Genomic DNA, 13,246 nt, shown 5'->3' on the forward strand with positions numbered 1-13,246 from the left:
GGGCAGGCGTATTTCCACATCACCCGGGCGGGGCGGGTGGTGTGTGCGCGTCGTGCGGGGGGGGGGGGTGGGCGTCCGGCCCCCCGCCCCCCGACGCGCGTCGTACCGCCGGCCGGACGCCGTCAGGTCGTGACGCGCCAGGTCTCCACCCGCTTGTCGTACCCGCCGGTGGCGATCCGGGGGACGCCGTCGACCTCGATCTGGCAGAGCGTGCGGACCCAGCCGCAGCCGAACGGTCCGAAGAGGTGGGCCGCCCCGCCGATCGTGCTGAGGTGTTCCCCGGTGTCCGGGTCCCAGAGCTTCACCCCGGGGCCGTCGCCGCCGGAGGCAAGGAGGGGACGGCCGTCGACGGTGACCTCGCACAGTGCGTGCAGCCAACCGAAGTCGTCCCGCATCGCGCGCACTTGTTCGCCGGTGGCGGGGTTCCAGAGCCGTACCGTCTGGTCGGCGCCGGCCGAGGCGAGCAGGACGCCGTCGGCGGTCCGGATCGGGCACAGGTCGTTGGGCCAGCCCTGGTGTCCGGTGAGGACCCGGATCTGCTGACCCCCATCGGGGTCCCACAGACGTACCGTGCCGTCCGCATGGGCGGAGGCGAAGAGTTCCCGCCCCTCGGACTCGACCGCGCAGACGGCCAGGATCTCGCCCGCCCCGGACGGCAGGGAGTGGACGACCTCACCCGTGTCCGCTCGCCACACGTGGAGGGTGCCGTCCTGGGCGCCACCCACCACCAGGGACCGGCCGCCGGACCGGGTGCGGCACACGCCGACCACCGCGGCTCGGGCGCCCTGGAGGACGGCGACCTGTTCCCCGGTGTCCGGGTCCCACAGGCGTACCGTGCGGTCGTTCCCGCCGGAGGCCAGGAGGGTCCGGTCGTCGATCTCGACCGCGCACAGGGCGTTCACCCATCCCCGGTGGCCCCACAGCATCCGGTGGACGTTCCCGGTCGCCGGGTCGCCGACCCGGATCACCCGCTGTGCGCCGGCGTAGGCGAGGAGGGTCCGGCCGGGTGTCGGGACCCGGCACACCGCGCTGAACTTCGGCGCCAAGGCCTTCCGGATGCGCCACCGGACGACCATCAGCGCGACCGCAACACCCAGCGCGCCGAGCACGGCCTGGGCCACGGTGAGCACCCGGAACAGGGCCAGCGCCAGGATCAGGGCCCAGAGCAGGCGTACCCGGAAGATCCGGAAGGCCAGTACGTGCGCCCCTTGCAACAGATTCGGGTTGGCCACTACGGTCGTTGCTCCCTCGGCAGGTCTGACGTGACGTCATGTGTAGTGCCCCTGGAGGGATTTGGGCAACCCGTCGATGCACAGTGGCTGCGACGACGGGCGGGCCCGGCGCTTCCCGTACGGACTTCGTAGGCCGTGCGGGAAGGCGCCGGGCGTCGGGTTCAGCCCTGGTTGCCGCTCGCGGAGGAGTGGCTGGCCATCACCGCGCCGTAGAACGGCATGGCCAGGCTGCTGAAGATGTCGGCGGTGCCGGGGCCGCCGGGGTTCTTCCAGTCGCGCAGCAGCTCGGAGATGACCCCGACCGTGCTGTTGAGGGTCGCGCCCGCGTTCTGGAGGCGGAGCAGCGAGGTCTCACGGGCCAGCTTGTTCGTGGTGCCGGAGGCGTCCGTCACCGAGTGGACCTGGTAGCCGCGGCCGAGGGCGGACAGCGAGGCGAACATCAAGCAGACGTCCGTGATCACACCCGCGATGACGAGGTTGGGCCGGTTCATGGCACGAACGGCCTCGTCGAACCTCGGGTCGTCGAAGGCGTCGACCTCGCCGCTGCGGTGGATGATCGGGGCGCCCTCGGGCAGCTCGGCGACCAGTTCGGGCAGGAGGGGGCCGTTGGGTCCCTGCGGGGCGGAGGTGGTGGCGACGACGGGGAGGCCGAAGACCTTGGCCGTGCGGGCGAGGGCCTGGGCGTTGCGGCGGACCTCGTTCTGGTCGTGGTCCTGCACGCCGAGGATCAAGCCCGCCTGGTGGTCGACCAGCAGGATCCCGGTGTTCTCGGGGGTCAGGCGGTGGGTGAGGTAGCTGTTGCTGCTCATGGTGTCCCGTTCCTTGGGTGGGGCCGTCGAGGCGGTCCCGGCTTCGCGCTTTTTGTTGCTTGCGCAAGCACCATAACCCTGAAGGGCGGGCAGTCATTCCCGCGGTCGATCGACGCCGCCTAGTGATCCGAGTCACATGTTGACGCGGGACGCGCGGACCCGTCAGGCGTCGGGGGCCTCGGGGGCCTCCGCCCCCTTCAGTCGGGTCACGATGCCGTGCAGCGCGCGCAGCTCCTCGGTGGACAGCTTGCCGGCGAAGGTCCGCTCCACCACCTCGGTGTTGGTGCGGACGGCGGCGCGCAGCACCTTGCGCCCCTCCTCCGTCAGCTTGACCACCGCCCCGCGCTGGTCCTCGGCCAGGGGGCTGCGGACCACCAGGCCCCGTTCGGCGAGGCGGTCGAAGAGACGGCTGATCGCGCTCTGGGTGAGGACGACCCGCTGCTTGAGGTCCTTGAGTCGGGTCCCGTCCAGCGGGATGTTCACCAGGACGTCGAACTCGCTGACGGACAGCCGGTGCCGCTGCGCCAATTCCCGTTCGATGGCGCCCAGCACCTCGTGGTGGACCTCCATGTAGGACCGCCACACCCCGACCTTGAACCCCCGGGACACCACCGGCTCCGCACCCGACACCGCTGCCTCCTCCTTGCTTGCGTACGCATCATCCTCGCAGACGGGAGGCCGGGGCGCCCGAGCGCGCAGGGGCCGCGCGGTCAGGAGGCGAGGACCGCCGCGCCGTAGCTCCCGCTGTACGGGCCCTGGACCCGGACCTCCCGTACCGGCAGCCGGGCCGACCACTCGCGGTACACCCAGCGGGCCAGCTCCTCGGGACCCGCCCGGTGACACAGCTCGGCGGCGACGGCGTTGAGGTGGGTGTCGTCCAGACACCGGTGGGCCCATGCGGCGAACTCGGCGCATCCGACCCGGTCCCGGTCGGTCGGGTCCTCGGCGGAACCGTCCGGGGACCCGGTCTCCAGGGTGACGGTCCACAGGTGACTGTGCGCCACGCCCGCACAGGGGTGGCCGGGCGGGAGATCACGCTCCGTGTGCGTCGCGCTGAAGTACGCCGTCTCGGTACCTGCCGCCATCGGGCGTTCCATCCCTTCCGTAACCGGCCGCGGCCGGGGACGTCCCGCCGTGCTCGGCGAGTTGACCCGACCACGCTGCCACGACCGACCCGTGCAGGACCAGTGGCACGACGTCGGCCGGGTGATCAGCCGACTGGCCGCCGCCCGTCCGGACCAGTCCCCGGCCCGGGCCTGTCGCCGGGGAGGCCCGCGTACGTCACCGGGCCGGAGCTGCCGGTGGACGGGGCGCTGCCTGCCCGCAGCGGGTGTCGGGCGGACCACCTTCCCGAGGCGGCCCGCCCGACGCCCGTGACCGACGCCGGGGCTACCGGGCGCACCGCCGGCGGGCCGCCGAGGCGATGCCGCCGGGCAGGGACCGGGGCCGGGCCGGGAGGTCGGACTCCCCGCGGGTGGTGTCGTCGGACCTGGGCGGCTCACCGGTCAGCGTGCGGATGCGTTCGGTGAACCCCGGTTCCGGCAGGGGGAGTTCGACGTCCTCGTCGACCCACGCCACCGCGGCGGGTATGTAGTCCAGCACCGCGCAGACCATCGCCGGGACCCGCCAACCCGCCCTGACCCGGAGGGCGTTCAGGACGCGGAGGGTGGTGTCCAGGCTGGCGTCCGCCGCCCCCAGGTTGCGCAGCACCTCGGACAGTTCGGTCGGCAGCCGGGCGGCCGGCTCGCGGACGGGTTCCGTCGACCGGACCGGAGCCTTCTGCTGGACGTACCACCAGCTGGCCGGAGCGACCTCACCGAGGGACAGGTGGTGCAGGTAGAGGCAGTACCCGGCGGTGCGCTCCCCCGCCCCGGCCGCGTACTGCCACCAGAACCGGGCGGCCTCGTCGCCGTCGGTCAGTTGCAACAAGCACCCGAGGAGCAGCGCCCCGTCCGGTTCGGGCATCGCCTGGGCGAGGAACTCCTCCAGGCGGTCGAACGCGGCATGGGTGACGACGGTCTCGCACAGGGTGGTCAACTGGCCGGAGGCGGCCCGCCGGTCGTCGTCCGGCCGGGCGGCGCACGTCTCCGCCGGCGCGGTACCGGTCCGGTCGATGGCGCGGGCCACGATCCGCGCCTCGGCGGCGGCGATCTCCGCACGGGTGCAGGGTCCGTCGTCGACGAGACGGGCCCGGGACAGGCGGTCCAGCAGGTCGTCACGCATCGGAGCCTCCCCCCATGGTGGAGCGGTCGGGGCCCAGTATCTCCCGCAACCTGCGCCGGGCGTGCCGGTCGCTGGAGCGCACGGCGGCCTGGGAGATGCCGAGTTCGTAGGCGATGCGGTCGGTCGGCAGGTCGAGGAGGTAGCGCAGGACGGTGACGTCCTGTTGGCGTTCGGGCAGTTGGCGTACGGCCCCCATGAGGGTGAGGGATTCCTCCAGTTGGGCGAAGCGGTCGATGCTGGTGCGCAGGGCGACCGTGTCGAAGGCCGCCTCGTCGAGGGGCTGGACGTGCCGGTGTCCGCGCCGCAGGTGGTCGGCGACGTGGTTGCGCAGCACGGCCCAGGCGTACCGGTCGGGGTTGTCGCTGCTCAGGACCTGGGCCCATTTGGTCAGCAGCCGCTCGAAGGTGGCGTCGACGGCCTCCTCCGCGTCCGCGTGGTTGCGCAGGAAGGCGCGGGCGTAGCGGAGGTAGGACGGGCGGTGCATCTGGTGGAACGCCGAGAAGTCGATCGGCGGCGGCTGGGGCATCGGCGTGACGCGTCGAGGGGTGCGGGGGCCGTGGTTCTGTATCACCGGCCTTCCCCTCCGTCCCGGTCACGGCCGGCGTGCGTCACGCCGGCCGCCGGTGCGGCCTCGTGGAGCGGGGCCGTGGTGCGACGTCGCGGCACCCCGACCGGGTCGGCCGCCCTGCTGGTGTCCGCGGCAAGTCTCGTGGTCATGAACGGTTCTGTTCCCCTCACCTGTCGACCGGCGGTCGCTCCCTGTTCGCCCTGGAGTCGCCCGTCGGGGTGCGCGGCGCTGCGCACGTCACCCTGCAGGACTGATCTGAACAGCAAGATGTGCAAAGGCAATTCGAATGTGCCATGGGGATCTTCCGGGTTTTGCCCATTACTGATCGGCATCCGGGGTTTGCCCTGCAACGTTGATCTTCGTTGCCCTTCGAGCGCTCCGGCTCCGACCAGCCGGTCGGCGGACGCCCCGGGCGACTCCGCGCCGTTTGCGCAACGTTCACCTCCTCCCCCCTCCGAGCGGAGGGTGATCTGAATCACAGCCAGAGGAGGCGGCCGTTCCGCTCGTGGGGCTGCGCCGTCCGCCCGAAAACCCGTGGAACCGCACCCTCGTGAGCCGTTACCGTGCTGCCGCCCGTGGTCCCCCCGTCGAGGACGTGCCGTTGTACACCAAGTGAGAACCCCCGAGCGCTGATCCGTCGCGCGGTGCACCTGTGCGCCGTGCTCCTTTTCGCTGCGGTCTTCTCACCGGAACCGGTGCATCTCTGTGTCCAAGAACTGGGTGGTCGCACCCACCTGCCTACCGATCGTTCTCCGCCGTTGCCACCGGTGCGCCTCCGGGCGCTTCCGGACGGGCGGCAAGTTCCGTGTCAACGCACATCACAAACTCCTCGACGTGTGGCTCCTCGCACGGTGCACCGCGTGCGGGGACACCACCAAGATCACCGTCCTGGAACGGGTCAACGTGCGTTCCGTACGCCCCGACCTCCTGGACCTGCTGCACGCCAACGATCCGGCCCTGGCAGCCGAGTTGCTCCAGGACCCCGCCGTACGGCGCCGCAATCGCCTCGCCGTCGACTGGGACGGCGCCTGGCGCCTCGACGGCAGCGGGCCGGATCGACCGGAGGGCGAGGCGATCGAGGTCGCGGTCCGCTTCGCCGCACGGATACCCGTGCGGCCGGTACGCCTGATCGCTGAAGGCTTCGGCCTTCCGCGAGCCGAGGTCGAGCGGCTGCTCGCCCTGGGGAAGCTCGTGTCGACGGTTCGCCTGAGCGGCAAGCTCTCGCACGACTTCACCTTCCTGCTCAAACACTGAGCCGTTCCGCCCCGGGGCCCGTCCGGCAGTACCGAACCGCCGGGCGGGCCCCGCCGCGCACCCGGCGGGGGTTGACCTCAACCGATCTTGAGGTCCCAGAGTGGCCCCATGACGACCCCGCCGGAACAACACACCGCGGTGCGGAGCTGGATCAGGGACACGGCGCGCCCCCTGACCACCGTGGACCTCTCCGCACCCCTGGACGACCTGCGACCGCTCCTCGACGTGCTCACCGAACGGACGGCCGTGGTGGGATACGGCGCGGGGACCCGCGGGGCGCACGAGGTCTTCGCGCTCCAGGCGCGCATCGCCGCCCTGCTGATCGGTACGGCCGGGTTCCGTGCCGTCGCCTTCGACCAGGACTGGACGCTCGGCGTCCGACTCGACGCCTACGTGCGCACCGGCGTCGGAGACCCCGAGGCGCTGCTGGGCGCCGCGGAGCCGTTCTCCCGCACCGAGGAGGTGCTCGCCCTCGTCCGATGGATGCGCGCCTTCAACGAGGCCCGGCCCCAGAACCCCGTCCGCTTCGTCGGGGTCAGCCCGCACGAGACGGGGCCCTCGGCCTACGACACGGTGACCGACTACGTACGGCGGGCCGCCCCCGAGCTGCTGGACGAGTTGGCGGCCTGTTATGCGGACCTCCGCCCGCGGGGCGAGGTGTCGGCCCACACCCGGCGCTTCCGGGCCCTGCCGGACCGGCGGGCGTGGGTCGACCTGGCCCGTGCCGCGCACGCCCTGGTGGTGGGGGCGCCGGGCCATGACGGCCATGCGTGGGCCCTGCAACACGCCCGGGTGATCGTCCAGTACTACGAACTCCACGACCACGACGACGATCCGCTGGACCCGCACAACATGGCCGCCTACGAACGGGCCTTCGCCGAGAACGTCCAGTGGTGGCACCGGCACACGGGGCACCGCACGCTGTTCTGGACCTCCGGCTCGCATGCCGCCAAGGCGCCCACCCGGACCATCAGCTTCCCGCCGAACCCGGCGAGCGCCTCCCGCAACGCGGGCAGCCACCTCCACGACGGACTCGGGGACCGCTACCTGGCGATCGGGTTCACCTTCGGTCGCGGCGCACTCGCCACGTACACCGACGCCCCGCCCCACCGGGTGCCCGAACCCGCACCGTCGCTGGTGGAGTCGGTGCTGGACGACGACGCCACGGGTGACTACCTGCTGGACCTGCGCGCGGACGCTCCGCAGCCGGTCGCCGACTGGCTGGCCGGGACCGTGACCTTGCGGACCGTCGGCCCGACGTACGACCCGGACGACGACAGCGGGCACCACATGACCGGCGGTTCGCTGGCGGAGTGGTTCGACGTCCTGGTCCACCGACGGCACGTGACGCCCGCCCGTCTCCTCGGCCACCGGGGGCCACCGGCGACGACGCTCCCGTGACGACCGGTGGCCGGCGCCCGGGCGGTGGTCCCGCCCGGGCAGCGGTGTCCTACGCCTCGCCGGCCGGGTCCAGGACCAGCAGGCGGTGGTCCCAGCCCACGTCGTGACTCGCGCGGACGCCGAGCCCGGCGCGGGCCGCGAGCGCGGACAGGGCACTGGCCGTGCGCACGCCCGAGCCGAAGGCGCAGGTCAGCCGGAGGTGGTGCAGGGCCGTGTCCAGATCGGAGAAGGCCGCCGGGTCGCCCGGGGTGCCCTCGGGCCTGACCTGCTCGACCAGCACCAGGGTGCCGCCCTCCGGCAACCCCTCGGCGGCCTCCCGCAGGGCGTGCACCGCGTCCTCGTCGGGCAACCAGTCGAGCAGTCGCGACAGCAGGACCGTGTCGCTGCCGCCGGGCACGGGCCCGGTCTGCGGGACGAGGTCGATCCGGGGCAGGGCGTCCGTGTCGAGGACCTGCTCCCGCAGCACGCGCAGCGCGGAGGGCAGCGCCGCGATCCGCATCCGCAGCCCCGGCACCGCCTTGAGCAGCGCGTTCGCCAGGGAACCGACTCCGTGGCCGGCGGCCGTGAGGGTGCCCGCAGCGGCCCAGTCATGAGCGGTGACCACCCCGGGCGCGAACCACAGCGCCTCCTCCTCGATGAGGGTCCGCGCGGAGCCGCCGAGGCGTTCGTCCTCGCGCATGGCCTCGGCCAGCGGAACGCCGGACGCCGTCAGCTGTCGCCCGCCCCGACCCCGGACGGCGTCGAGCAGACCGGACAGCGAGAGGTCCAACGCGGCCTGCGCCCCGTCGAGCCGGTACTCGTCGGCCGAGTGGTCGTCCTCGACGAGTTCCTCGCCGACCTCCGTGAGGCGCACGCCGTCCGGGCCGAAGTCGAGCACGTCGATGCCCACCAGAAAGGCGAGCAGTGCAGCGAACACCTCCGGATCGGCCTCGCAGCGGCGGGCCAGTTCGGCGGGGTCCCGCAGCCCGTGGTGCACCAAGTCGAACAGTCCGAGGGTCACCGCCGCGCGGATCGCGTACCCCGGGGCCAGGTCGGTGAGTTCGTGCAGCCGCTCGTGGGCCTCGGACTCGTCGAGCTCCTCGGCGGCGTCGGCCGGCTCCGCGTCGCCGACGGCGTCCGGGGCCCCTCCCGGCGCGGGTACGGGCGCGGTCCGGCGCCAGTAGCCGGTGATGTGCAGCTGCTCCCGGGGAACCTGCCGCTCCAGGGTGAGGTGGCGGCGGATGCCCTTGAGCGTCAGCGTCTCCCCCGCCACCCAGACGAACACGGTGCCCGGCAGCCACTCCAGGTCCCGCAGCGCCCGTTCCAGGAGGTCGGTGCTGCCGGCCGGGGCGCCCCCGCGGGACAGCCAGGTGATCTCGACGTCCGCCCGGGTGGGCAGCTCCTGTCGGTGGCTGTCCTCGCCCACCTCCACCAGGACCCGGGCCCGGGTCCCCGCCGGCATCTCCGCGAGCCAGCGACCGATCGCGGGGAGCGCGGTCTCGTCACCGATCGCCAGCAGCCAGTCGCTGTTCTCGGGGTGGCCGTGGGACATCTTGGGACCCGCGATCCAGGTGACGGCGCCGGGCTCGACGTGTTCCGCCCAGGTGGAGGCGATGCCGCCCTCGTGGCGGACGAAGTCGAAGTCGATCTCTCCCGCCTCCGGGTCGAACCGGACCGGTGTGTAGTCCTTGGCGATCGGCCGCTCGTCCTCGGGCCAGTCGAGGCTGCCGACCTTCTGCCGGGGCAGCACCGGCCGCGCGTCGGGCTCACCGGGCTCGCCGGGCTCACCGAAGAAGAACTTCACGTGGTCGTCGAAGCCCTCGGTGCGCAGCGCGGGCAGTTCGATGTCGCCGCTGCGGAACGCGCCGAGCTGCGGGCCGCCCAGCGTCACGCGACGCATCCCGGGGGTGAGGTCCCTGACCCGCAACACGGTCAGTTCCCTGAGCACGATGGGGAAGGTGGCGACCGGACGGGGGCTGCGCGCTGGCATTCGGGGCTCCTTGACCTGGGGGTGGGGCGCTGTCGAACGGGGCTGCCGCGGTACCGGTGCGACCCGGGGCCGGCCACCTCCGCGGGACGGGCGGGCCGGTGTCCCGTAACGGACGGCCCCCACCGCGCGGTGACCGCAGGGCACCGGGGGGACGGGGGCCGTCCGACCCGCCGATCAGGCTAGGCGCGGAACGGGCCGGCCGATCCAACCGGCGGGTCCGGTCCGTGCCACCCGGGTGCCTCCGGCGGGCCCGGCCGACGAGTCGGCCGCCCGCTTCGACGGGCCGGCGCTGTCCCTTGGACCACGGCGAACGGCCCGCTCCTACGGTAACGGCGGTGGCCCCGGCCCGTGACACCGCCGGGTGGCACCCGTACCCCGTTCCCGCGCCCCGAGGATGATCCCCCACGTGAGCCAGCGTCCCGCCGTGCCCCCGCCCCGACTGTTGCGGCAGTGCCTGTCACAGGTCCGCGGCGACCTCGTGCGATCCGTCTGCTGGGCGGCGCTGCGCCAGTGCGCCTTCCTGGCCCTGCCCTGGCTGCTGGGCCGCTCCCTCGACGCCGGAGTCGAGGGAGCGGTGGGGACCGCGGCCTGGTGGGCCGCCGCGTTCGTCGCCGCCGCCGGCGTGGAGTACGCGGGGATGCGGGGCTGGCAGCTGTGGACCAACCTCGCCGAGGCCCGGGCCGGGACCTGGCTGCGGGTGCGGCTGCTGGGGGCGATCCTCTCCCTCGACACGGACACCGTGCGGCGCCGCACCGACGGCTTCGGTGACCTGACGGACCGGGCCACCCGGGACGTGGACACCGTCCTGACGTGGGTGCACGGACTGACCGCCTGGGTGGTGATCGGAATCACCGGGGTCGTCCTGGTGCCGGCGATCGCCGGGCTCGACCCGATGCTGCTGCTGGTGGCCGCCCTGACCGTGCCGGTGCTGCTGTTGCTCAACCGGATGTTCCCGCCCCGCTACGCGCGACGCGCGCGGGCCCTCGCCGAAGCGCACGGCCGGAGGTCATCGGCGGCCGAGGAACTGTTGTCGTCGCTGCTGCCGCTGCGCGGGGTCGGCGCGGAAGGGCACCTGGTGGACCGGCACCACCGGCACAGTGCGGAGGTCACCCGGCGCACCCGGCGGCTGGCCGCGGTCGGCGCGCCCTGGGAGGCGGCGGCGACCGTGGTGCCGTTGCTCGCGGTGGCGGCCGGACTGTGGGCGGGCGGACTGGCGGTCCAGGACGGCCGGCTCACCGTCGGCGCCCTGACGACCTTCGTCCTGTGGATGGGCACGGTCTCCCTGGCCGTCAACGTGATGACCGCACGGCTCGGCGAGCGCGCCGAAGCGCTCGTCGCGGCGGGACGCATCGGTGAGGTCCTCGCCCTGCCGCCCCGGCCGAGCCGGCGCCCCGCGCTGCCCCGCTCCGGCGGGCTGCGGGTGCGCGGGCTGACGGTCCGGCACCCGGGACGGGCACCGATCGGGCCGTTGGACCTCACGGCGGTGCCCGGCGAGTGGATCGCGCTGACCGGGCCCACCGGCTGCGGCAAGAGCACCCTGCTGCGCGCACTGGCCCGACTGGTCCCCGCCGACGGCACGGTGGAACTCGCCGGGGTCCCGCTGGACGACGCGGACCCGGACGACCTGTACGCCACCGTCGGTCTGGTGCCGGAGGGGCCGCTGCTGCTGCACGGCACCGTCCTGGACAACCTGCTGCTGGGCGGCGACCACCCGCGGTCCGCGCTCGACGCGGCCGCCCACGACTCCGGGCTCGACCGGGTGCTCGACCGGCTCTCCGACGGCTGGGACACCGAGGTCGGCGAACGGGGCCGGGGCCTGTCGGGCGGTCAGCGCCAACTGGTGGCACTGACCCGGGCGCTGCTGCGCCACAGCCCGGTCCTGCTGCTCGACGACGTGACCTCCGCGCTGGACGGGGCCACCGAGCAGGAGGTCCTGGCCCGGTTGCGCTGGGCGACCGAGGGCGCCGTCGTCGTGTTCGCCACCCACTCCCCCGCCGTGCGGGCGCTCGCCGACCGGGAGGTCCGGCTGTCGTCCGGGCCGGTCGGCGGCGCGTCCGCACCCGATACCGAGGAAACCACCCGTGTCCACTGACCCCTTCCTGCTGAGTGAACTGCCGGACCAGCGGCGGGTGTTCCGGCGGGCCGCGCCCTTCCTCCGGGGACACCGCCGGGCGCTCGCGGTGGCCGTGGTCCTCCATCTGGCCACTGCGGCGCTGGCCGTCGCGGTGACCGCGGTGATCGGCCGGGTCGTGGACGCCGCCGGGTCGGGCGACCGGGGGTCGCTCACCGCACGGGTGCTGCTCCTGCTGGTGCTGGTCCTGGCGACCGGGCTGCTGACCTGGGCGTCCCGCGTCTGGCTGATCCGCGTCGGTGAGGCGGTGCTGGCGGGGCTGCGGGAGCGGGCCACCGCGGTGGTGGCCGGGGCGCCGCTCAGGTTCGTGGAGGCGCACCGCGGGGGCGAGTTGCTGCGCCGCCTCACCGGGGAACTGAACGGCTTGGCGTCGTTCGTCGGCGGAACGCTGCCGGACCTGGTGTCCGCGGCACTGGTGCTGGTGTTCACGGTGGTGATGCTGGCGGCGCACTCGCTGGTGCTGACGGCCCTGCTGCTGGTGGCGTTCCTGCCGCCGGCGGTACTGATCGTGCGGCGGTTCCACCACCGGGCCGGACCCGCCTACGCGGCGGTGGCGGAGGCAGAGACGGAGGTCTCGGCCCGGTTCTCGGAGTCGCTGCCCGCACAGGAGCAGCTACGGATCACGGGGGCGGTGCCCCGGTGGCTGGAGCGCTTCCGGGCCGACAACGAGCGGCTGCGGGCGGCTCGGGAGCACCAGGTGCGTACCGAACTGGTCCTGGACTACCTGGCGTTGGTCCAGGCGGTCTGTCTCGCGGGGCTGCTGGTGACGGGTGCGGTCCTGGTGGGGCAGGGGCGACTGAGCGTGGGGGTCGCCGTCGTGTTCGTGCTCGCCACCCGGGAACTGCTGGGCCGTTTCGAGGACCTCGCGGCGTCGGTGGGCGAGGGCAGGGAGGCCCATGTGCGGCTGGCGCGGCTGCTTGACCTGCTGCGGGCGACCGCGCCGCGGGGCGAGCGGGTCGCGCTGCCCGGGCCGCGATCGGAGCCCGCCGTGCGCGGGGCGCTGGTGCTGTCGGAGGTCGCGTTCGGCTACGGGACCGGGGCGGCGGTGGTGGACGGACTGTCGCTGACCGTGGCGCCCGGGGAGCGGTTGGTGGTCGTCGGACCGACCGGGGCGGGCAAGTCGACGGTGGGCAAACTGCTCGCCGGACTGTACGCACCGGACCGCGGCTCGGTGACGTTCGCGGGGCAGGAGTTGGCCGCGCTGGACGCGGCGGCGCTCCGGGCGGCGGTGGCGCTCGTGCCGCAGGACGTGGTCCTGGTCGCGGGGACGGTGGGCGAGAACCTGGCGATGGTCCGGGGGCGGCCGGACCCGCAGCGGGTCCGTGCCGTACTGGCGGAGTTGGGGCTCGTGGAGTGGGCCGATGCGCTGCCCGAGGGCCTGGACACCCCGGTCGGGCCGGGCTCGCTGTCCGGCGGGGAGCGCCAGTTGGTGGCGCTGGCCCGGGCGGTGCTGGCCGATCCGGCGGTGCTGGTGCTGGACGAGGCCACGGCGGGGGTGGACCGGGAGACGGCCGCGCGGATCGAGTCCGCGTTGGCCGCCGCCGCGGGGGACCGGGCGCTGGTGGTGATCGCGCACCGGGCGGAGACGATCGCCCGGGGCCGCCGGGTGCTGACGATGCCCGCGGGCACGGTGACGGACCGCTGACGGCGGCACGACGG

General features: G+C 73.8%; 12 protein-coding genes. 4 read left to right on the forward strand and 8 right to left on the reverse strand.

Going from position 1 to position 13,246, the window contains the following annotated elements; all coding sequences use genetic code 11:
• Nucleotides 1–122 precede the first annotated feature (122 nt).
• The 7 genes from ACFWIA_RS10290 to ACFWIA_RS10320 all read right to left on the reverse strand — a co-directional run bounded on the left by ACFWIA_RS10290 (nucleotide 123) and on the right by ACFWIA_RS10320 (nucleotide 4,981).
• Complete coding sequence (locus ACFWIA_RS10290) at nucleotides 123–1,232, reverse strand: WD40 repeat domain-containing protein (RefSeq protein WP_387002346.1); 1,110 nt, start codon at nucleotides 1,230–1,232, stop codon at nucleotides 123–125.
• Between the two features lie 161 nt (nucleotides 1,233–1,393).
• A complete protein-coding gene (locus ACFWIA_RS10295; protein WP_387002348.1) occupies nucleotides 1,394–2,041 on the reverse strand; it encodes an isochorismatase family protein in 648 nt (215 codons plus the stop codon).
• 162 nt (nucleotides 2,042–2,203) lie between these two features.
• Nucleotides 2,204–2,671, reverse strand: coding sequence for a MarR family winged helix-turn-helix transcriptional regulator (locus ACFWIA_RS10300; RefSeq protein ID WP_387002350.1), 468 nt, complete (start codon nucleotides 2,669–2,671; stop codon nucleotides 2,204–2,206).
• An 80-nt stretch (nucleotides 2,672–2,751) separates the two neighbouring features.
• Nucleotides 2,752–3,126 (reverse strand): 6-carboxytetrahydropterin synthase, encoded by a 375-nt coding sequence (locus ACFWIA_RS10305; RefSeq protein WP_387002352.1) that lies wholly within the window; start codon nucleotides 3,124–3,126, stop codon nucleotides 2,752–2,754.
• A gap of 304 nt (nucleotides 3,127–3,430) precedes the next feature.
• Nucleotides 3,431–4,264, reverse strand: coding sequence for a hypothetical protein (locus ACFWIA_RS10310; RefSeq protein ID WP_387002354.1), 834 nt, complete (start codon nucleotides 4,262–4,264; stop codon nucleotides 3,431–3,433).
• Nucleotides 4,257–4,835 carry an RNA polymerase sigma factor gene (locus tag ACFWIA_RS10315; protein ID WP_387002355.1) on the reverse strand — a complete coding sequence of 193 codons (579 nt, stop codon included), beginning with the start codon at nucleotides 4,833–4,835 and terminating at the stop codon, nucleotides 4,257–4,259. The genes ACFWIA_RS10310 and ACFWIA_RS10315 overlap by 8 nt, the downstream gene beginning before the upstream one ends.
• Nucleotides 4,832–4,981, reverse strand: a complete 150-nt coding sequence (locus ACFWIA_RS10320) for a hypothetical protein (RefSeq protein WP_387002357.1) — start codon at nucleotides 4,979–4,981, stop codon at nucleotides 4,832–4,834. Before ACFWIA_RS10320 ends, ACFWIA_RS10315 begins: the two co-directional genes overlap by 4 nt.
• Nucleotides 4,982–5,537: 556 nt before the next feature.
• Between ACFWIA_RS10320 and ACFWIA_RS10325 the strand changes: the two genes are divergently transcribed.
• Together ACFWIA_RS10325 and ACFWIA_RS10330 are read left to right on the forward strand one after the other, a co-directional pair.
• The gene (locus tag ACFWIA_RS10325) at nucleotides 5,538–6,086 is read left to right on the forward strand and encodes a DUF1062 domain-containing protein (RefSeq protein WP_387002359.1); all 549 of its coding nucleotides are present in this window, start codon (nucleotides 5,538–5,540) and stop codon (nucleotides 6,084–6,086) included.
• Between the two features lie 108 nt (nucleotides 6,087–6,194).
• Complete coding sequence (locus ACFWIA_RS10330) at nucleotides 6,195–7,487, forward strand: erythromycin esterase family protein (RefSeq protein ID WP_387002361.1); 1,293 nt, start codon at nucleotides 6,195–6,197, stop codon at nucleotides 7,485–7,487.
• A gap of 49 nt (nucleotides 7,488–7,536) precedes the next feature.
• Here ACFWIA_RS10330 and ACFWIA_RS10335 read toward each other — a convergent pair whose 3' ends face one another.
• Entirely contained in the window at nucleotides 7,537–9,456 is a 1,920-nt protein-coding gene (locus ACFWIA_RS10335; RefSeq protein WP_387002363.1) for an SIP domain-containing protein, read from the reverse strand.
• A gap of 406 nt (nucleotides 9,457–9,862) precedes the next feature.
• On the opposite strand from ACFWIA_RS10335, the gene ACFWIA_RS10340 reads away from it, so the two are divergent.
• Nucleotides 9,863–11,548 (forward strand): ABC transporter ATP-binding protein, encoded by a 1,686-nt coding sequence (locus ACFWIA_RS10340; RefSeq protein ID WP_387002365.1) that lies wholly within the window; start codon nucleotides 9,863–9,865, stop codon nucleotides 11,546–11,548.
• Nucleotides 11,538–13,232, forward strand: a complete 1,695-nt coding sequence (locus ACFWIA_RS10345) for an ABC transporter ATP-binding protein (protein WP_387002367.1) — start codon at nucleotides 11,538–11,540, stop codon at nucleotides 13,230–13,232. The genes ACFWIA_RS10340 and ACFWIA_RS10345 overlap by 11 nt, the downstream gene beginning before the upstream one ends.
• Nucleotides 13,233–13,246 lie beyond the last annotated feature (14 nt).

Origin of the sequence: Streptomyces sp. NPDC127068, assembly GCF_042724695.1 — a bacterium.
GTDB lineage: Bacteria > Actinomycetota > Actinomycetes > Streptomycetales > Streptomycetaceae > Streptomyces.